Origin of the sequence: Cryobacterium sp. Hz7 (genome assembly GCF_004402815.1) — a bacterium.
Taxonomy (GTDB): domain Bacteria; phylum Actinomycetota; class Actinomycetes; order Actinomycetales; family Microbacteriaceae; genus Cryobacterium; species Cryobacterium sandaracinum.
Genome location: NZ_SOFB01000037.1, coordinates 1 through 19,815, shown reverse-complemented (window position 1 = coordinate 19,815; position 19,815 = coordinate 1). Strand labels below are relative to the sequence as shown.

The 19,815-nt window shown below is 66.9% G+C and carries 13 protein-coding genes, 2 tRNA genes and 1 pseudogene; 8 read left to right on the top strand and 8 right to left on the bottom strand.

Annotated features, from left to right (window positions below):
* Positions 1-136 precede the first annotated feature (136 nt).
* From E3N86_RS08185 to E3N86_RS08175, 3 genes are all read right to left on the bottom strand, one after another.
* Positions 137-3,652 (bottom strand): hypothetical protein, encoded by a 3,516-nt coding sequence (locus E3N86_RS08185; RefSeq protein ID WP_134511738.1) that lies wholly within the window; start codon positions 3,650-3,652, stop codon positions 137-139.
* Positions 3,653-3,857: 205 nt separating this feature from the next.
* Entirely contained in the window at positions 3,858-4,538 is a 681-nt protein-coding gene (locus E3N86_RS08180) for an NAD(P)H-binding protein (protein WP_134375157.1), read from the bottom strand.
* A gap of 165 nt (positions 4,539-4,703) precedes the next feature.
* Complete coding sequence (locus E3N86_RS08175; protein ID WP_241985991.1) at positions 4,704-6,482, bottom strand: MDR family MFS transporter; 1,779 nt, start codon at positions 6,480-6,482, stop codon at positions 4,704-4,706.
* Between the two features lie 149 nt (positions 6,483-6,631).
* On the opposite strand from E3N86_RS08175, the gene E3N86_RS08170 reads away from it, so the two are divergent.
* Positions 6,632-7,432: a M15 family metallopeptidase gene (locus E3N86_RS08170; RefSeq protein ID WP_241985990.1), complete on the top strand. Its 801-nt coding sequence runs from the start codon at positions 6,632-6,634 to the stop codon at positions 7,430-7,432.
* A 154-nt stretch (positions 7,433-7,586) separates the two neighbouring features.
* Positions 7,587-8,297, top strand: coding sequence for an amidase domain-containing protein (locus E3N86_RS08165; protein WP_134511737.1), 711 nt, complete (start codon positions 7,587-7,589; stop codon positions 8,295-8,297).
* A gap of 83 nt (positions 8,298-8,380) precedes the next feature.
* On the opposite strand, the gene pgm is transcribed toward E3N86_RS08165, so the two are convergent.
* Positions 8,381-9,997 carry a phosphoglucomutase (alpha-D-glucose-1,6-bisphosphate-dependent) gene (pgm, locus tag E3N86_RS08160; RefSeq protein ID WP_134511736.1) on the bottom strand — a complete coding sequence of 539 codons (1,617 nt, stop codon included), beginning with the start codon at positions 9,995-9,997 and terminating at the stop codon, positions 8,381-8,383.
* 36 nt (positions 9,998-10,033) lie between these two features.
* Between pgm and pheA the strand changes: the two genes are divergently transcribed.
* Positions 10,034-10,975 (top strand): prephenate dehydratase, encoded by a 942-nt coding sequence (gene pheA, locus E3N86_RS08155; RefSeq protein ID WP_104099898.1) that lies wholly within the window; start codon positions 10,034-10,036, stop codon positions 10,973-10,975.
* 25 nt (positions 10,976-11,000) lie between these two features.
* Here pheA and E3N86_RS08150 read toward each other — a convergent pair whose 3' ends face one another.
* Positions 11,001-11,996 carry a diacylglycerol kinase family protein gene (locus E3N86_RS08150; protein WP_134511735.1) on the bottom strand — a complete coding sequence of 332 codons (996 nt, stop codon included), beginning with the start codon at positions 11,994-11,996 and terminating at the stop codon, positions 11,001-11,003.
* Positions 11,997-12,044: 48 nt separating this feature from the next.
* On the opposite strand from E3N86_RS08150, the gene serS reads away from it, so the two are divergent.
* The 5 genes from serS to E3N86_RS08125 all read left to right on the top strand — a co-directional run bounded on the left by serS (position 12,045) and on the right by E3N86_RS08125 (position 15,794).
* Positions 12,045-13,313, top strand: a complete 1,269-nt coding sequence (gene serS, locus E3N86_RS08145) for a serine--tRNA ligase (RefSeq protein WP_134511734.1) — start codon at positions 12,045-12,047, stop codon at positions 13,311-13,313.
* Positions 13,310-14,122, top strand: a complete 813-nt coding sequence (locus tag E3N86_RS08140) for an HAD family hydrolase (RefSeq protein ID WP_134375151.1) — start codon at positions 13,310-13,312, stop codon at positions 14,120-14,122. Before serS ends, E3N86_RS08140 begins: the two co-directional genes overlap by 4 nt.
* A gap of 121 nt (positions 14,123-14,243) precedes the next feature.
* Positions 14,244-14,328 (top strand) — tRNA-Ser (locus E3N86_RS08135).
* Positions 14,329-14,369: 41 nt separating this feature from the next.
* Positions 14,370-15,614 (top strand): LCP family protein, encoded by a 1,245-nt coding sequence (locus tag E3N86_RS08130; RefSeq protein WP_134511733.1) that lies wholly within the window; start codon positions 14,370-14,372, stop codon positions 15,612-15,614.
* 89 nt (positions 15,615-15,703) lie between these two features.
* Positions 15,704-15,794: transfer RNA gene (locus E3N86_RS08125), tRNA-Ser, on the top strand.
* 566 nt (positions 15,795-16,360) lie between these two features.
* On the opposite strand, the gene E3N86_RS08120 is transcribed toward E3N86_RS08125, so the two are convergent.
* The 3 genes and pseudogenes from E3N86_RS08120 to E3N86_RS08110 all read right to left on the bottom strand — a co-directional run.
* A complete protein-coding gene (locus tag E3N86_RS08120) occupies positions 16,361-18,100 on the bottom strand; it encodes an FAD-binding protein (RefSeq protein ID WP_134375147.1) in 1,740 nt (579 codons plus the stop codon).
* 60 nt (positions 18,101-18,160) lie between these two features.
* Positions 18,161-18,576 (bottom strand): annotated as a pseudogene (locus tag E3N86_RS08115) (hypothetical protein); the annotation flags it as partial.
* 540 nt (positions 18,577-19,116) lie between these two features.
* The coding region (locus E3N86_RS08110) for an HNH endonuclease signature motif containing protein (RefSeq protein ID WP_134511732.1) at positions 19,117-19,815 on the bottom strand (699 nt) is incomplete at its 5' end.

The window sequence follows — 19,815 nt, the reverse complement described above, 5'->3', positions numbered from 1 at the left end:
ACTCCCTTGTGTGCGTGCTGATGGGTGGATGCAAGGTCGCTCTCATTGTGCCGTGAGAGCGCTCTCACGTGGTGGTGCTTACGTTAGTGCGCGCATCGATGGTTTGTCAAGAGAGCGCTCTCTCCTGGCTCGGCGGTCAGAGTCCGTCTTGGTCCGGTACGGTCACCGTGAGGGAGCGCACCCGGCCGTCGCGGCGGAAGACGCTCGCGCTCACGTCGGCGTCGAGCGTGCCGCCGGGACCGGGCACCTGGGCGCCGTCGGCGAGGTGTGCGACCATCTCGAGCGGGCCGCCGCGGTGGAACACGACCGGGACCTGACAGAACGTGAACGCGAGCGTGTCCGCGGGTAGCTCGACGCTGTGCTGCTCGCCGAGAACATCCCGGTAGGCGAACGTGCCGGGAGCCGTGGTCCACTCGCCGGCCCGCAGCAGGGTGGGCCGCAAACGGATGCGACCGTCTTCGACCCGCAGGCCGAGCTCGCCCAGGCGGGTGAGCACCTCCTCTTTGACCTGCCCGGTCATCCCCGGCTGCCGGGCGCCCTGGCCGGCGGGCGTGTGCGAGTAAGGATCGGTGGGGAACGCACCGTAGGTGAGCGGATCCTTGCGGTAGCCGATGCCGGCACGCACGTCCTCGTACGCCGCCATCAGCCCCTGGATCGAAGTTTCATCCGCCTGCTCGGCGACGGCCCGGTCGAGTGTCTCCTGCACCGCGAGCAGCAGCTTCGCGACCATGTGCCAGTAGATGCTGCCGAGGCCCTCGTAGGCGAAGAACGAGCCGGAGCGCCCGGTGAATTCCGCATGCCGGAAGACTTCCTCGAAGATGGTGAGCAGTTCGGCCCGGTCCTGTTCCACGGCGCCCTGCAGCGTCGGGTCGACGCTGAGCCGGTCGAGCGCCTCCGAAACGCCCCTGGCGTTTCGGATGTGGGCGGCGAAGTGCAGGTCGCCGTGAACATCCCGCACAACAATGCTGCGGTCGCCGGCAGCGATGAGGCGCAGGGCGAGAGGGCAGTCGGCGGCCCGTGCCGCACTGAAGGTGTTGCGGGCGAGAAAGGACGAAAGGTCCTTGTCGGGATAGAGGATGTAGCTGTGCTGGTCGGCGCGGTACAGCCGGCTCGTGCGCAGGGCACCGAGCAGGTCCAGCGTCTCTTCCGGGCCGAGCAGGCCGGAGGAAAGGATGGCGACCTGGCCCTCGAGCATCTCCGCGAGCCGTCGCACATCGGCCCCATCGTCCCCGAACTCCAGCACGTTGTAGGAGTGCACGAGCCCGTCGTCCCGCCGGCTGGCATGCAGGCCGGACTCGATGAAGCGCCGAGCCAGATCGAGCAGCTCGGCGACGTCTCCCGCGGCGACCGCCGACCGCTCCCCATCGAACCCGGCGTAGACCCGCTCGCGATAGGCGGTCCCTGCCTCGCCCAGGCCGTCCATCACGGCCCGGCGGCGAGTGGAATCGAACCCGACGGCCAAGCCGTCCGCATGCTCGAAGAGCACGTCGCGCACCGCGGTGAGCAGTCCGGCGAGCTCGCTCGAGAGCTCGACGTCGACCGTCAGGAGGTCCTGCACGAAGACGAGGTAGCGGCGCAGATAGGCGAGGGTGACCACCGACAGGCCACGGCCGACGAGCGCGTTGTTGGCGTCGTTCCATTCCGGGCGCTGGGTCGTCATCCAGATGCCGCCGTCCGGCACCAGATTGACGAGCTTGGCCAGCAGGAGCAGCAGCACCTTCTCGGCCAGCGTTACTCGCACGAGGTCGCCGTCGGCACCGTGCACGAGCCGACCGTCCGAGCCCTCCTCGGCGACCCGCCGCATGATCGTGCGCTGCCGCTCGTCGTCGAAGGTGATGGTGTTGTACGGGTCCGTGAGGATGTCCGCATAGGCGGCGATCCGGTACGGCACGTCGGCGTGGGTGAAGGCCGCCCGGTTGATGAGCGCGTCGAGGCGCCCCGGGTGGAATCGGCGGGAGGTCTCGAGCAACTTGAGCAGGTAGATGATCTGGTGGTCGCTCCAGTAACCGATGTTGGCCCAGGGGTCTTCGGGCTCGGGGACCTCCCAGTCGATGCCCTCGCGAGAGATCCGGTACGGGTTGTAGCCGTCGGCGGTCGTGGCGTCAAGGAAGATCGTGACCATCGACTCCACGTATTCGGGGAATGACCAGGCCAGCGCCTCCCAGTTCTGGAAGATGTCCCGCCAGTTGCCTTGGTATTCCAGGCGACGGATGCCACTCTCGTCTTTCAGAACGATCCGGAACTGATTCCACGGCCGGCTCGGATCGCCGTGCCGGCGGCTGAACGTGAGCGGCAGGTATTCCGTGGCGAGGCGCCACAGGTCTACGTCGCCGTGCTCCTGGGCGATGGCGATGAGTTCGTCGGCGCGCAGCCGCTCGGGCAGCGCCGCCAGCACGCCGGCGCAGCGCTGGGCGGTCGACTTACTCCGCTGAATGATGAACGCCCGCACGTCGCTCAACTCCACCGTGTAGCCCTCGGCCGGAACGCCGCCGCGCATCGTGTTGAAAAGCACGTTGGCGGTGTGGTGGATGGTCGCGAGCTCGTCGCCGCTGTGCTGGGCGGCGTCGGTGGCCGCGAGGATCGTCTCCAGGTCGGACCGGGTGCCGACGATGTCGGCCGCGAGCTCCTCGGCGAGCCCGGCAGGATCTCGCAGCTTCTCGCGCAGGGCGACGACATCGGCCGCGTCCTGGTTGACGTCGGCGACGATCTGCCAGCGCTGCGTGCTTCCGGGGGCCAGCGTGATCCGCGCGTGCACGAGGTAAGCGCCGCGCTGGCCGCGGACATCCGTCTCGGCGGTGATGCCCCGGCCTCGGGCGAAGGCAGCCACCTGGCTGATCGAGAGCAGGTGCTCGGCGTTGCCCAGCCCTACCTGCCAGGCCACGTTGGCCTGCAGCGACTCGCTGGGCTCGGCGAGGTCGGAGAGCGTCGCGTTCAGCGTCAGCAGCCCGAGGCCCGTCGAAGAGTCGAGTTCGGCCCGCTTGTAGGCGTCCAGCAGCACGCTCAGCTCGTTCTGCGTCTTCTTGAGGGCTCCGGCGGGAAGGATGTTCACCAGGCCGTCGAGGAGGTCGACGTCGAGCGTTTCGCCGAGCTGCTCGCCGGTGAGCTTCTGGTCGGTGAGCGAGGTCAGGGCGCAGCTGCGCACGACGCCGAAGCGGGCACTCGTCTGCCAGGTCACGCGCAGGCGCAGGCCGAGATCCGGGCGGGTCTCCTCGAAGACCAGGGTCGTGCCGAGGGCGTCCTTGTACAGCGTGCGCTGCACGGCCTGATCGCCGGGACGCACCTCCGCGAACGGCTGCCAGTGAATCCCGGTCCCGTCGGGGCGTCGAACGAGCAGCACGCTGAGCCCACCGGTTCGGCCGCCGCTCTCGGTGACCTTGTCGTCGGTGTAATACGGGAACAGGGCCCGATCGGCGTCGACCCGTCCTGCCGTCAGGCCGCCCGTGCTCGAGATGAAGAGCCAGACGTTGCTCGCACCGACGAGGGTCATGAAGAACGGCGGCATCTGGTCGTAGGCCTCGATCCGGTAGAACCGGCGCCCGTCCAGATCGACCGGTCCGCCCCGGACGGTGCCCTCCGCAGGGTCAGTGCCATCTGCGGGGTCGAACGGGATCTCGCCCCGGCCGGTGGGCTGAATGATGGTCTCGAGGGGCATGCGATCCTCCATTGGATTCACTCCGGCGGATGTTCCGGCCGGCGAAGGCTCCACCATCTCACTGATGAGAGCGCTCTCACAGACTGCCAGACATCTACCGCGCATTCAAGCGCCGGCCCCCCGCGGTGTTGTGCGGAGGGCCGGCGCTGGGTCGGCTGAAGGTGCACCGGGTCGACCGGCGGGGGCCCGCCTGGCGGCCGAAGCCTTAGGCGAACGCGGCTACGGCGACAGCGACGGGTTCGTCGCCGGAGACCAAGTGCAGCACCCGGCGCTCGGCGGCGCCGGTCTCGATGAGTGCGGCCAGCACGGCCGCGACGTCCGCGCGGGGCACAGTCGCGCGATCTTCCGGCAGGCCGGGGCCGGCCGGGTTCAGGCGCACCAGTCCGGTTCCTGCGTCGTCGACGAGGCCGCCGGGGCGAACGATCGTCCAAGCCAGGGGCCGAGCGATCAGGTCTTCCTCGGCCGCCAGTTTGGCCTGCAGGTAGCCCAGGAAGTCCGCCGGTACATCCGCCGGGGTCTGACCGTCCCGCACCTTCTCGGTGCCGGTCGACGAGATCTGGATGAAGCGCGCCACGCCGGCGGACTCAGCCGCGTCGGCCAGTCGCACGGAGCCGCCGAAGTCGACGGCCTGACGGCGCTCCTCGCTGCCGTCGGCTCCGGCACCCGCGGCGAACACCGCGACGTCGGCACCGGCCAAGAGGTGCGCCGCCTCGGCCGATGAGGTCTTTTCGAGGTCGAACACCACCGGAACGGCTCCGTCAGCGACGAGGTCCGCCCTCTGTTCCTCCGTGCGGATCAGCCCGAGGACCTCGTGGCCGTTCTTCGTGAGCTCCCGCGTGAGCTGCCGGGCGATTTTTCCATGTCCACCTGCAATAACAATGCGCATTACCAATACAACGCCCCGACGGCCCCCACAATTCCCCAACGCCCGGACCGGGCCATCCGTGACTGCGCGCCCTGTGCGCATTCGACGGAGATTTTGCCACAAAGTGACGATTTGAGGCCTAAATGGGGCGGTAGGAGCAAAATCTCCGTCGAATTCGTTCGGGTGCTAGCGGGGCTGGGTGCGGGCCTCGCGCTCGAACTCGTCGACGTCGATCCCCGGCTCGACCAGGGCGCCCATCCTGTCGGCGGCCCGCTGCGCGTCCCGGGTCAGCTCGGCCTGCGCGGTCAGCTCGGCCGCGTTCTCGTCCGCGGCCTCCTGCAGGGCGGAGGTGTTGCGCAGCGGCGGCGCCGTGAGGAAGAAGCTCAGTACGAATGCGACCAGCACGACGGCCAGGCTCACCCAGAAGACGGTGACGGATGCGTCGTTGAAGCCGACGAGGAACGGCTCTGCGAGCCGCGGGTCGGCCGTGTTGAGGAACGAGGTGTCGCCGTCGAGGGCGCCGCCCACGCTGCCCGGGTTGGCCAACAGGGCCAGGATGCCGGTGTTCGCCGGGTCGGCCTGCACGGCCGGGTCCGTTGCAGCGTCCCTGACCCCGGAGACGATGGTCGGGTTGTCGAAGGCCGCGCCGATCGTGTCGGGGATGCGGGTGAACAGCACCGAAAAGAGCACGGCGGTGCCGAGCGTGCCGCCGATCTGGCGGAAAAACGTCGCGGCGGATGTGGCCACGCCGATATCCCGAGGGCCGACCGAATTCTGGCTGGCGATGGTGAGCGTCTGCATCAGCTGGCCGAGGCCGAGGCCGATCAGGAGCATCCCGGCCATCATGAATCCGACCGGCTTGTCGGCGGTGGCGAATGTGAAGAGCAGGAAGCCTGCCGACATGAAGGCAGTGCCGATGGTGGGGAAAACCTTGTAGCGGCCGGTACGGGCGATCAGCTGGCCGCTCACAATGGAGGAGATCATCAGGCCCGCGATCATCGGCAGCATCAGGAACCCGCTCTCCGTCGGGGTGGCCCCGTTCACGAGCTGCAGGTAGAGCGGCACCGTCATCATGGCGCCGAACATGCCGAAGCCGACGAAGACGCCCAGGATGGTCGCCATCCTGAACGTGGACGAACGGAACAGTTTCAGCGGGATGAGCGCGTCGTCGCCCATCAGCCGCTCGGCGAGGATGAAGGCCGCGATGCTGAAGAGTCCGATCACGTAGCAGGCGATCGAGGGGATCGAACCCCAGCCCCAGGTGCGGCCCTGCTCGGCCACGAGCAGCAGCGGCACGGCAGCAAGGATCACGGTCACCGCTCCCCACCAGTCGATGCGAACGGGCCGGGCGAAGTGGGGAACGTGTAGAAACTTCAGCACGATTGCGAGGGCGATGATGCCGATCGGGAGGTTGATCAGGAAGACCCACCGCCAGCCCGTGATTCCGAGGATCGTGTCCGAGCCCGACAGGACGCCGCCGATGAGCGGGCCGATCACGCTGGAGACCCCGAAGACGGCCAGGAAGTACCCCTGGTATTTCGCCCGCTCCCGGGGTGCCAGCATGTCGCCCATGATCGTCAGGGGGAGAGCCATCAGGCCGCCGGCGCCGAGCCCCTGGATGGCCCGGAAGATCGCGAGCTCGTACATCGAGTTCGCCAGGCCGGCCAGGAGCGAGCCGATGAGGAAGATCGTGATCGCGATCAGGAACAGCGGGCGGCGCCCGAAAATGTCGCTGAGTTTGCCGTAGATCGGCGTGCTGATGCACGACACGATCAGGTAGGCGGTCGTCACCCAGGCCTGCAGCGCCATGCCGTCGAGGTCGTCGGCGATGGTGCGCATCGATGTTCCGACAATGGTCTGATCGAGGGCGGAGAGGAACATTCCGGCCATCAGTCCGAAGATGACGAAGAGAATCTGCCGGTGGGACATCAGCGGCGGGGCGGCGAGAGCGGGAGAAGTTTGCATTGTGCGCAAAGTTACACGATGGGCAAACAATCTTCAAGCGCCTGCGGGCCGTCGGAGGCTGGGGGAACCCGCTCCGGTCTAGGCTCAGCATCGTGTGGGCAGATCGGGCAGTGGGGGTCGCGCATCCGTTACGGCGGAGGCGTATCGTCGTGCTGTCCATCGCCATCTCTGTACTCGCCGCCGGTGCGGTGGCGGCCGGAGCCCTGACCGGGGAAACCGCGCCGCCCGTCGTCGGTTCCGCCGTCGCTCCGACGCTGATTGCCCGTGTCGAACCGAGCGCCACCCCCACCCCGCCTCGTTCCGCCCCGACAGGTTCCCCGGAGCCGGCCGTGATGCCTGCCTTTGACCGTTCCGCGCGCTCACTCGACGACCCGGCCAGCCTCTGGGTCGTCGTTGACAAGACCCGCCCGCTGAACCCCACCGACTACGCTCCGACCGACCTCGTCGACGTCCCGGTGGCTCACGTCTGGAGCCCGCAACTTCGCCGGGAGGCGTCGGACGCAACCGTGGCCCTGTTCTCCGCGTTCGAGGCGGAGACCGGGCTGAAGCTGCAGTCCCACAGCGCCTACCGGAGCTTCGCGGCCCAGGTGATGGTCTACGACGCGGATGTCGCCGCGAACGGACAGGCGTTCGCCGACACCAGCACGGCCCGGCCGGGAAACAGCGAGCACCAGACCGGTCTGGCCATCGACATCAGCGCACTGCCCCGGATCTGTTCGCTGGATGCCTGCTTCGGCGACACCCCACAGGGGCAGTGGCTTGCCGGGAATGCCTGGCGTTTCGGGTTCCTGCTGCGCTACCCGGCCGACAAGGTGGCCATCACCGGCTACGGCTACGAGCCCTGGCACTTCCGCTACATCGGAACGGAACTGGCCACGGAGATGCACGCCACCGGAACCGCCACCCTCGAGGAATTCTTCGGGCTCCCGGCGGCTCCCGGCTACCACTGATCTCGTTCCCCAATCCCGTTTCCTGATCGGCGCAGGGCCGGTGTGTCGTCCACCGGGGCATTTCCCGGATAAGTGTGATTATCTGGGAACCGTCCCCCGAACAGGGCGTGTCTGCCACACACCCCGGTGGCACCCCGAACGAAGAGAGAAATCTGTGGTTCTGACCCGACGCTTCCGCATCGTCGCTGCCGTGCTCGTTCTGGGCGGCCTCGTGGCCGGAACGGCCGCCGTGGCCGGGGTGACTGGGGATGAACCCGTCGTCTCGGCGACTCCGACCCCGGCTGCTGACTCCACGCAAACGGCGCCGAAGGCCGATGCGGCCGCGTCTGACGCGACGGCCACAGATCGGGTCGCCCCCGCGGAGGCCGCAGAGCCGGTTCCCATCGACGTCCAGGTGCAGGCGCAGGTGAGTTACATGCTCGCCCACTGGACCGACTACAACACGGATGGCTACGGCGTCATCACCGACAACGACTGCGTCAATTTCACCAGCCAATCCCTGATTGAGCGGGGCTGGACCATGGACGACCAGTGGTACGCAGAGGGAATCGGCTCCGACTTCGACACCTCGTCACCGTGGATCAGCTCAACCGCGTTCCGGGACTACGTCGCGCAGTCCGGCCGCGCCACCGCCCTGACGGATGACCAGCGCGACCAGGTCAAGCTCGGCGACGTCGCCCAGTTCGACTGGGACAACTCCGGGGACCGCGACCACACCGGGGTCGTCACCCGGATCGAGGGGTCGGGCGACGACATCCAGATCTACTATGCCGGCCACACCGACGACACCGACTTCCGGTCGGTTGACTACGCGATCACCGAGAAGCACCCGGGCGCCACGGCGTACTACTGGAGCATTCCCTAGATACCGAAGCACTCCCTACCGCTGATCTCCGGTCCCGACAGGCTCGACCGCCGCGGTGGTCAAGCCGGTCCGGATCAGACGCGTCAGGCGATGGCGCCGTCGACGATGGCCTTGGCCTCGATCTGCACCTGCTTCAGGTGTTCCGGGCCAGTGAAGGACTCGGCGTAGATCTTGTAAACGTCCTCGGTGCCACTCGGCCGGGCCGCGAACCAGGCGTTCTCGGTGACGACCTTGACGCCGCCGATTGCCGCACCGTTGCCGGGAGCGTGACTCAGCTTGGCGATGATCTTCTCGCCGGCGAGTTCGGTGGCAGTGATGGCGGCTCCGTCGAGCCCTGACAGCTGCGCCTTCTGGGCGGGCGTCGCGGCCGCGTCCACGCGAGCGTAGGCCGGGTCGCCGAAGTGCTCGGCCAGCTCGGCGTAGCGTTGGCTGGGCGTCTTGCCGGTCACGGCGAGAATCTCCGAGGCGAGCAGGGCCAGCAGGATGCCGTCTTTATCGGTGGTCCAGACGGTTCCGTCGAAGCGCACGAAGCTGGCGCCGGCGCTCTCCTCGCCGCCGAAGGCGACCGAGCCGTCGATCAGGCCCGGAACGAACCACTTGAATCCGACCGGCACCTCCCAGAGGTCGCGGCCGAGGAAACCCGCGACGCGGTCGATCATGGTGGAGGAGACGAGCGTCTTGCCGATCGCGGCATCCGCCCGCCAGCCTTCGCGGTGGCTGTACAAGTAGTCGATGGCCACGGCCAGGAAGTGGTTCGGGTTCATCAGCCCGCCGTCGGGGGTGACGATACCGTGCCGGTCGGCGTCGGCGTCGTTGCCGGTGACGATGTCGAACTCGTCCTTGTGGGCGGCGACGGATGCCATCACGGACGGGCTCGACGGATCCATCCGGATCTTGCCGTCCCAGTCCAGGGTCATGAAGCGCCAGGTGGGGTCGACGTGGGGGTTGATCACGGTCAGGTTGAGCTCGTAGCGGTCGCGAATCGCACCCCAGTAGCCCACGCTCGCGCCGCCGAGCGGGTCGGCTCCGATACGAATGCCGCTGGCCTTGATGGCGGCCATGTCGATGATGTTCTCAAGGTCATTCACGTACCCACCGCGGAAGTCGTAGGTCTCGACCGCGCTGGGCTCGCTCTTTTTGACATCATTGAGCCCGGCGGCGATGAGTTCGTTGGCCCGAGCGGCGATCCACGAGGTGGCGTCGCTGTCGGCCGGTCCGCCGTGCGGTGGGTTGTATTTGAAGCCGCCGTCGGAGGGCGGGTTGTGGCTCGGGGTGACCACGATCCCATCGGCCTCGTCGCTGTTCCCGGCCCGGTTGTAGGCCAGGATCGCGTGCGAGAGGGCCGGAGTAGGCACATAGTCGTCGAACTCGTCGACCAGCACGCGCACGCCGTTCGCGACGAGCACTTCGAGGGCGGTCGTATAGGCTGGCGCGCTCAGGGCGTGCGGGTCGGTGCCGATGAAGAGCGGCCCGGTGATGCCCTGCATGGCGCGGAATTCAACGATCGCCTGCGTGGTCGCGATGATGTGGTCTTCATTGAAGGCCGTGTTGAGGGAGCTCCCTCGGTGACCGGAGGTGCCGAAGGCCACTCGCTGGCCGGGCACCGTGACATCCGGTTTCAGGTCGTAGTACGCCTTCACCAGCGCTTCGACATCGACAAGGTCAGATTCCAGGGCCGCTGTGCCCGCACGTTCGTTCATGGTGTCCAGTCTTGCACTGCAACTAGGCTGATCTGCATGTCCGAGTCGCGCAATGTCAGCTACAGCTTCCTTGGGCCGACTGGCACCTTCACCGAGGCAGCCCTCACCCAGGTCGTCGAAGCCCAGGGCAAGCCGTGGCGGGCCGTGAACAATGTCGGCGAGGCGTTCGACGACGTCGTGTCCGGCCGCAGTGTGGCCGCGATGATCGCGATCGAGAACTCCGTCGACGGTGGCGTGTCCGCCACGCAGGATGCCCTCGCGAGCGTGCCCGACCTGCGCATCATCGGCGAGTACCTGGTTCCGGTGAACTTCGTCCTGGTGGCTCGCCCGGGCACCGCGCTGGCCGATGTGAAGATCGTCAACGCGCATCCGGTCGCCTATGCGCAGTGCCGCCGCTGGCTGGAATCCAATCTGCCGCACCACGGCCACCTTCCGGCGTCGAGCAACGTGGCCGCCGCCGCGTCGCTGGTCGAATCAGGGCAGGCGGATGCTGCCATCGCCCCGCCCGGCATCGAGAAGCACCACGATGTGGTCGTGCTCGCCCGCAGTATCGGCGACAACGCCAACGCGGTCACCCGCTTCGTGCTCGTCAGCCGAACCACCACCGTGCCGCCCCGCACTGGCGCCGACAAGACCAGCCTGATCGTGGAGCTGCCCGAAGACCGCTCAGGCGCCCTGCTCGAGATGCTCGAGCAGTTCGCCACCCGGGGCGTCAACCTCAGCCTGATCCAGTCGCGCCCCATCGGCGACGCCCTGGGGCGCTACCGGTTCGTGATCGATGCCGACGGTCATATCCACGACGAACGCGTGGCCGACGCGCTGCTCGGCCTGCGCCGGTTCAGCCCCCAGGTGATCTTCCTCGGCTCGTACCCGCGGGCCGACAAGCAGCCGATCGAGTTCACCTCGCGCTACAACGACAACGTTTTCATCGGTGCGCGCGCCTGGCTGCGCGGCCTGCTCGGCGAGCCCGCGGTCTGACGGTCCCACCAGCCCGGCCCGGCCCTCAGGCCGCGACGGGAACCCGCAGGACGAGGGCGGCAGGGTCGGTGCGCAGGGACACCGAGCGCACCGGGCCGAGCGCGTCGCCGTCCACCTCGAACTCCTGCGCCTCGACCAGCACGATCCGGATATCGGCGGCGTGCAGCGTCGTCAGCACCCGTGCAGTGGTCGATTCGGTTCGCTCGATGATGCGACGCCCGGCCGCCGAGCGGCGCAGAACGCCGTTCTCCCACGTCACCCGGCGCCAGATTGTGAGCCAGCCGAGCACACCCTTGGGCTGCAGCATGGCGATGTCGAGGATGCCGTCGTCGAGGCGGGCATCCGGCAGAATCTGGATATTTCCCGGCAGCAGGCCGCAATTGCCGATCAGGATGGTGCTCACGTGCGCCGGCCGGTGCGGGCGCCCGTTCAGGCTGTACCGGATCTGGAACGGCTTGACCCGGGGGAGCACGCGCGCCACGGCGTCGACGTAGGCCAGCCAGCCCACCGCCCGCTTCAGTTCGGGCCGCGTGCTCACGACCATCTGGGCGTCGATGCCGATGCCCGCCATCACGAGGAAGACGTGGTCGGCCAGGGCGCCGTCGTCGGTGCGCACGGATGCCACACCCACGTCGATCGGCTTGTTTCCGCCCGTGAAGGCAACCATGGTGGCCTCGTCAAGGTTCGACAGCGGCAGGCCCAGGTTGCGGGCCAGCAGATTGCCGGTGCCGAGGGGCACGATGGCCAGGGGCACACCGGAGCCACGGAGCACGTCGGCGATCGCGCGAATCGTGCCGTCGCCGCCCGCCACGAGCACCAGGGACGCACCCTTCGCCAGGGCGAGCCGGGCGGCCTGCCTGCCGGCGTCGTCCGCGGCGGTCGGGAGCCAGAGCGAGCCGGCCCAGTCCGACGCGGTCTCCGCGCGGGCCACGCTCGCCCGCAGGCGGTCCAGGTCGACTTTGGTGGGGTTGTAGATGATTGCCGCCCGCCGAACAACTGTCGGTTGATTGGGAGTATCCACGCGGTAAGGCTAGCAAGGTGCCGGACCATGCGCTTGTAGACTAATTCGGTGATTGATCCTGTGCTGCTGCGAGAGAATCCTGACCTCATCAAGCGTTCGCAGAAAGCGCGCGGTGCGTCGGTCGAGGCGGTCGACGACGCGCTCGCCGCCGACGCGGAGCGTCGCGCCACTATCCGGGCGTTCGAGGCGCTGCGTGCCGCCCAGAACCAGTTCGGCAAGCAAGTGGCCTCCGCGCCTCCCGCGGAGAAGAAGGTCCTCGTCGCCCAGGCACAGAGCCTCGCTGCCGACGTCAAGTCCGCCGCGGCCGCCTCGAGCGAGGCCGAGGCGCTGTTCACCGCGGTCGTGCGCACCCTCGCGAACCCCGTCATCGACGGCGTACCGGCCGGCGGTGAAGAGAACTTCGTCACCCTCCGCACCCATGGCGCCGTGCCCGCCTTCGACTTCGAGCCGCGCGACCACCTCGAGCTGGGCGAACTGCTCGGTGCCATCGACATGGCCCGAGGGGCCAAAGTGTCCGGCGCCCGGTTCTACTTCCTGCGCGGCATCGGCGCCCGCCTCGAGATCGCGCTGATGAACATGGCGCTCGACCGGGCGCTGGCGGCCGGCTTCATCCCCCTGATCACGCCCACCCTGGTGCGGCCCGAGATCATGGACGGCACCGGGTTCCTCGGCGAGCACGCCGACGAGGTCTACTTCCTCCCCGCCGACGACTTCTACCTCACCGGCACCAGCGAGGTCGCGCTCGCCGGCTACCACTCGGACGAGATCCTGGACCTGTCCGGCGGACCGCTCCGCTACGCCGGCTGGTCCACCTGCTATCGGCGCGAGGCCGGTTCGGGCGGCAAGGACACCCGCGGCATCATCCGGGTGCACCAGTTCAACAAGCTGGAGATGTTCACCTACGTGCTGCCGGAGAATGCCGAGGCCGAGCACGACCGCCTCGTCGCCCTGCAGGAGGACATGCTCCAGGCGCTCGGCCTCAGCTACCGCGTCATCGACGTGGCCGCCGGCGACCTCGGCTCCAGCGCCGCCCGCAAGTTCGACATCGAGGCGTGGGTCCCCACCCAGAACGCCTACCGCGAACTGACCAGCACGAGCAACTGCACGACCTACCAGGCGCGCCGGCTCGATATCCGTTACCGCACCGAGTCGGGCAAGACCACGCCGGTCGCAACCCTCAACGGCACCCTGGCGACGACCCGCTGGATTGTGGCCCTGCTCGAAACGCACCAACAGGCGGATGGCTCGGTACTCATACCCGAGGCGCTGCGCCCATGGCTGGGCGGCCTCGACGTCATTCGGCCGGTGGGCGCATGACGACGCCGACGGATGCCCCCTGGCTGGTGGCCCTCGACATCGACGGCACCACCATGCACGAGAACGGCACGATCAGCGACGGCGTCCTCGACCAGGTGCGGCGGCTCGCCGCGGCCGGTCATGAGGTCATGCTCGCCACCGGGCGCTCGTCCGCCGCCACGCTCCCCGTGCTCGAGCGCCTGGACATCACCCCGCGCTTCGTGGTCTGCTCGAACGGTGCGATCACCCTGCACCGCGACCCGGCTTCCCCCACCGGGTACCGGCGCGAATGGGTCGAGACCTTCGATCCGACCGATGTGTTGATGCAGATCCGCTCGCACCTGGTCGGTGCCAGGTACGCCGTCGAAGACGAGCGCGGCTTCTACCGCTACACGGAGCCGTTCCCGGATGCCACGATCGGGCTGGATAGCGAGCACGTCGAGTTCGACGATCTGCTGCGCCAGGACGCCACCCGGGTGGTCGTCATCTCGCCTGACCACGACATGGAGGATTTTCTTCAGATCGTCGACCGGATGGGGCTGAACCGGGTGAGCTACGCGATCGGCTGGACTGCCTGGCTCGATATCGCCCCCGACGGCGTGAACAAGGCCACCGCCATGGAGCGGGTGCGCGCCGAGTTCGGGATTCCGCGGAGCCGCGTGATGGCCGTCGGCGACGGGCGCAACGACATCGAGATGCTGCAGTGGGCGTCGGTCCAGGGTCGGGGAGTGGCCATGGGGCAGGCTCCGCACGAGGTGCTCGCGGCGGCCGGCGAGATCACCGGCGCCGTTCACGAAGATGGGCTCGCGCTCGTTCTGAGCAGCCTGTAGGCGGTGCCCAGCCCGCTGCCAGCATCCTCTGGCACTGTGGTGAGCCTGCAAGCGGCTAGAATCGGTCGGTATTCGTTAGTCCGCGACCGCGTGTTATACCAGCGCCGCGGGCAGCGAACCGGGAGGGCTGTCCGAGCGGCCGATGGAGCCAGTCTTGAAAACTGGTGGGCAGAGATGTCTCGTGGGTTCGAATCCCACGCCCTCCGCACCTCAATTCTCCACGGCCTGCACAAACGAAGGGACCTGAGTGAGCGACGAATTACGCCCCCGCTCGACACGATCGAAAAAACTCAGTACCATCGCCCGCCACGGCCGGCTGCACCGCTCCAACCCGTTCGTGACCGTGGCCAAGGTGCTCGCCGCGTCACTGGCCGTGCTGCTCGTGAGTGGCGCATCCGTCGCCGCGATCGCGACCTACGATGTCGCGTCGAGTGTGCAGGAGAGCGTGCCCCTGGCCAACGAGACCGAGGGTCCCGCCCCCAAGATCGATGCGATCCCGGGCGGCGTGAACCTGCTGGTGGTCGGCAGTGACAGCCGAAAGGGTCAGGATGCCTCGTTCGGGCCGGAGGATTCCACCGGCGACCTCAACGATGTCACCATGCTGCTGCACATCTCCGAAGACCACACCAACGCCTCCGTGATCAGCTTCCCCCGGGACATGTATGTTCCCATCCCCGAGTGCCCGGACCCTGACGGCGGCACCTTCGACGCGATGAGCAGCCAGAAAATCAACACAACGCTCACCTACGGTGGCTTGGCTTGCACCGTGCTCACGGTCGAGAAGCTCACCGGTTTGAGCATCCCCTATGCGGCAGAGGTACAGTTCGACGGCGTCATGGCCATGTCGACGGCCGTCGGCGGCGTGCCGGTCTGTGTCGCCGAAGACATCGAAGACGAGTACACGAACACCTACCTTCCGGCCGGAATGCACACGCTCGAGGGTCTGGAGGCGCTGCAGTTCCTGCGCACCCGCCACGGCGTCGGCGACGGCAGCGACCTGACGCGGATCAGCAACCAGCAGGTGTTCCTGTCCTCCCTCGTACGAACCGTGAAGAGTGCGTCCACACTCTCCGATCCCGTCAAGGTGTACTCGCTGGCCAAGGCCGTCACGGCCAACATGAACCTGTCCACGAGTCTCAACGACGTCTCCACCCTGGCGTCGATCGCCGTGGCCCTGAAGGACATCGACCTCAGCAAGGTGGTCTTCGTGCAGGCCCCGACCGGCAATGTTGACGGCGGCGTGGAACCGATCCAGCCGGACTTCGACGACCTGTTCACCGCCGTCGAAGATGACGACTCGCTCCAACTGGCCGGAGACCCGGCTGCGGAGGACCCGGCTGCGATCCCGGATCCCGATGCCACGACCGATCCGGCCGCACCGGTCCCGGATCCGGCCGCGACGCCCCCGACCGCAGTGCTTTCCGATTCAGTCCAGGGCCAGACCGCCGGAGACGTCACCTGCTCTGCAGGCCGGTCGCTCGAGGACCAGTAGTCTCCGGGCGGCGCCCGCAGTCCTCGGTTCGTGCGGATGCCGTCAGTACCGTTATGCTTGCCTACGTGGGTTTGCGCTGCAGACCCCAAGGAGACGTCGCATAGTACGGCTTAGTGCACCACCCTGCTAAGGTGGAGTACCCTTCACGGGGTACCGTGGGTTCAAATCCCACCGTCTCCGCGCTGAGGAGTTTACGTAATTCCGGCGATTAGTTTACGAAATTCCTGCGGCAACAAAAAACCGGCGATCGCATCGCCGGTTTTCTGCATTAAGGCGCCGATTCTGAGAGTGCTCGTCCCAAGACACGCTGCGATCTGGGCGTGGTCGGCGGTTAAACACCGCTTCGCCCTGTTTTTGGCAGGGCGAATCGGCTTTTAATGCAGGTAACGGAATTGTTGACGACCGGACGGCTTAGCTGGGTGGTGACGGCGCTGTGTCGGTGGGTGGCGTCGCCGCAGTGATTTCAGCGCTGGAATAGTATGTGCTCGCGAAGGATTTGTTCTTCGTGGTGAGGGGCACTCGGGCGAGCTCGCTCTGGATGAACGTCAAAATCTTTCGGATATTGGCCGAGACGAGTGCGAGTGTCACGGCCAGCGACGCAAAGGCCTCCGGTCTTGTGAAGCGAGCACTTGAAGATCTTCACTTCACAACCGGAGGCCTTCCTCACGCCCGAAGCTCAGGGCGTGTCACCACACAACCCCAACCAACCTCTCTGGGCAGTACACCTAGTTGCGCTGGCCCTGCCGTTATTCGAGCAATTTGCCGGTCTGGCTGACGTTTTCCATCAGTGCCGCGATCTCGGCGGGAACCGGCGGGATCTGCTCATGGGCGATCGAGCCATCGGCTGACCACACCAGGTTCACCTGCAAGGCGGGGTCCATGTCCGGGTAATCGCTTCTGTTGTGAGCACCGCGGCTCTCCCGGCGCTCCAGAGCGCAGGCCAGGGTTGCTCGGGCGGCCATGAGGGAGGCGCGCAGGTCGAAGGCATGCGCGAGGCCGGAGAAGCCGGCGACATCCGGATGCACGCCGATTCGTTTCTGGCGATCGTCGAGTTCGTCCAGCTCGCGTAGGCCCTCGAGCAGCCCCGCCTCGTCGCGTACGACCCCACCGAAGTCGGTCATGGTGTTGCGGATGTCTCGCTGCAGGGCTCGCACATTCTCTTCTCCGTCCGAGGCAAGAGTGTCGGTCACCTCGCGTTCCGCGGCGTCGATTGCTTCTTGTGAGCGGTTCTGGGAGGTGATGCCTGCGCTGTATTCCGCTGCAGCCTGACCGACGATCCGGCCGAAGACGAGGAGCTCGATGAGCGAGTTTCCGCCCAGTCGATTTGCTCCGTGCAGCCCGCTGGAGGCCTCGCCGATCGCGTACATCCCCACGACATCGGTGGAGTGGTCGTCCGGTCGCACCCACACGCCGCCCATGGAATAGTGCGCGGTCGGGGCGATCTCGATGGCAGTGGTGGTGACATCCAGCACCTGCAGTTCCAGCATGGTCTGGTAGACGCGGGGCAGGCGCGTCATGATCGTCTCGCGGGGCAGGTGGGAGATGTCGAGCAGCACGCCGCCCTTCGCAGTGCCGCGTCCCTCCTTGATCTCGGTGTATGCGGCCAGCGCGACCCTGTCGCGGGTCGACAGCTCCATTCGCTCAGGGTCGTAGTTGGCCATGAACCGCTCGCCGAGTACGTTTCGCAGCACCCCGCCCTCGCCCCTGGCGGCCTCGCTGATCAGGGTGCCCGCGGCATTTTCCGGCTCGAGGATGCCACTCGGGTGGAACTGGACCAGCTCTGCGTCGCGCAGTCGACCGCCGGCATCCACCGCCAGCTTGAAGGAGTCGCCCGTGTTCTCGTCCCGCCGGCTGGAGGTGCGACGCCAGATGCGGTTATGTCCGCCAGCGGCGATGATGACCGCGTCTGCGATGATCGTCACCCGGCTGCCGTCGCGTAGATCAAAGCCGTACGCACCGAACACCACGTTGTCGCGCACCAAGATGCGGGTTATGTACACCGAATCCAGGATGGGAACCTCGAGCTGGGCGGCTCGGGCGACCAGGGTGCGCTGAATCTCGAGTCCCGTGTAGTCGCCGGCGAACGCGGTCCGACGGTACTTATGGGCTCCAAAATATCGCTGGCTGATACGACCATCAGCCTCGCGCGCGAACGGCATACCCCAGCGCTCGAGATCCTGGATGCCTCGGCCAGCGTTCTTCGTCACAATCTCGGCCGTGTGTGGGTTGGCGAGAAAGTAGCTCTCCTGAATGGTATCGGCTGCGTGCTGTTGCCAACTGTCTTCGGCATCCATCGTGGCCAAAGCCGCATTGATTCCGCCAGCCGCCAACGAGGTGTGTGCGTCGTTCTTGGGGCGTTTGCCGACGGCGAGAACGTCGACTCCGCGTTCGGAGAGTTCGATTGCGGCGCGCAGGCCGGAACCCCCGGTCCCGATGACGAGGACGGAGGTAGAAATGCGGCGACCAGTGACGGTGTTGTCTGGCATGAGAACGGCCTTTCCGGGCACGAAGACGGAGACGCACCGAGTGCAGCTCCCACGGTCAAGCTAGCTCGCGTTGCTGGACTTTTGCTCTAATTTGAGGACGACATAGGTGCAATGCCCAGGGAGGTTGGTTATGCGGCTGTGGGATGGTTCGTTTCCGGTTGCTGAGTGGAGTCTGTGGTGACTGTAGTAGTGCAGCCAGGGCTCCAAGGCTGCGCGGCGTTCGGTGTCTGAGGTGTAGAAGCGTCGGTAGGCCCAGCCGCCGCCCGTCGCAACACCCCGATGGCGGTGTCGGCTTTCTCGTCAGCGCAGATCTCCGCGTAGGCGACGCTGGAGTTGTCATCGATGACGGTATGCATGAACGAGGTGCCCAGCCGGGCCGTGCGGTTAGCTGCCCGAAGTCCGGCGCGCCGGGAAGTCGCCGCCCGGTTCGCGCCGCCCTGTTGGCGTCCGACGTAGCGGTGGCCGCCACCGTCGGGCGGAGCGATCCTGCATCCTTAGTACGCAGTGCTGGGCGAATCGGTCGGCCCACCGTTTCGCGTTCGGCTACGAGACCCGGAACATCTTCGCGGCTGACGAAACGCTCCATCCTTCGACGATGCTCAGACGAGCCAGCTGAAATGAGACTGCTTTACCTGTGCCCGTAAGACAGGATCATTACCGGCAACGCCTGCGGAATCTGCGGCTGCGTATGCCTTGCAATCCGCTGCTTCTTCCTCGGCGCAACCCACCGTTCGCTACATGGAGGGCCGGCATCGCTAGGACGGCGACCGGTCGGGCACTGAGATGGAATTAATTCGGCGATGTGATGGAATCGAAACTATTCGTCGCAGCTCCCTTTAGCTCTATGAGTGGCCTGTGGGAATTACGTAAACTACCCGCGCTTCTCGTTCCTCCGCATCCCGGTTTTTCTCACTGGGTGCGGGGGTTTTTCTGTCCCGGAACGCACCTGTGACTTGATTCCGGAGGCTCTAACCAACGTCCGTGTCTGGGCCATTTGGTGACCCGATCCCGAAAAATCACGCCAACGTTGGTGGAGCCTGTCGAGCCCCCAACCGGTTCCCTCCCCCAGGCCGCCAGGTGCGGGTGGGGTCGTAGCAGTAGGGTGCCCGGATTTGGGGTGTGCCCCGGATCATGCGGATGTTCCAGCCGGACGTGTCAATGCTGTGGTGGTGGTACCAGCACAGGAGGACCCCGTTGTCGATCTCGGTTTTTCCGCCGCGGTGCCAGGGGATGACGTGGTGTACTTCGCACCAGGCGGCGGGCACGGTGCAGCCGGGGATGACGCAGCCGCCGTCGCGGGCGGCGATGGCGCGGCGTTGGGCCCGGTTGAAGAAACGATTCTCGGTGCTGAGGCTGAGCACCTCGTTGTGCGGCCCGAACCGGATCTCCTGAAATCCGCCGGCGCAGAGCGCCTGCTTCACACTTGTCAGCGAGATCGGCGCTTCGACGCCGTCGATCCAACCCACCCCGCGGCCCGCGGTAAGGTCGGCCTGGTTGACGTGGATCATGACGGTGGGGGCGGCGCCGCCCATGGTCGGGGTCCCCGCGTCACGGGTGGCGGCTTCGAACACACCGCGGAGGATGTCGGCGCGTTTCTGACTCCCGTTACGGTCGTCGCTGAGGGCCGCGGCCTCCGCCCCCGGGATCAGCTGCCCGGCCGCCATGCGCGCCTGTTCTTCTTCGGTCGGAAACTTGGGCGCCGCGTGGGCGGAGAG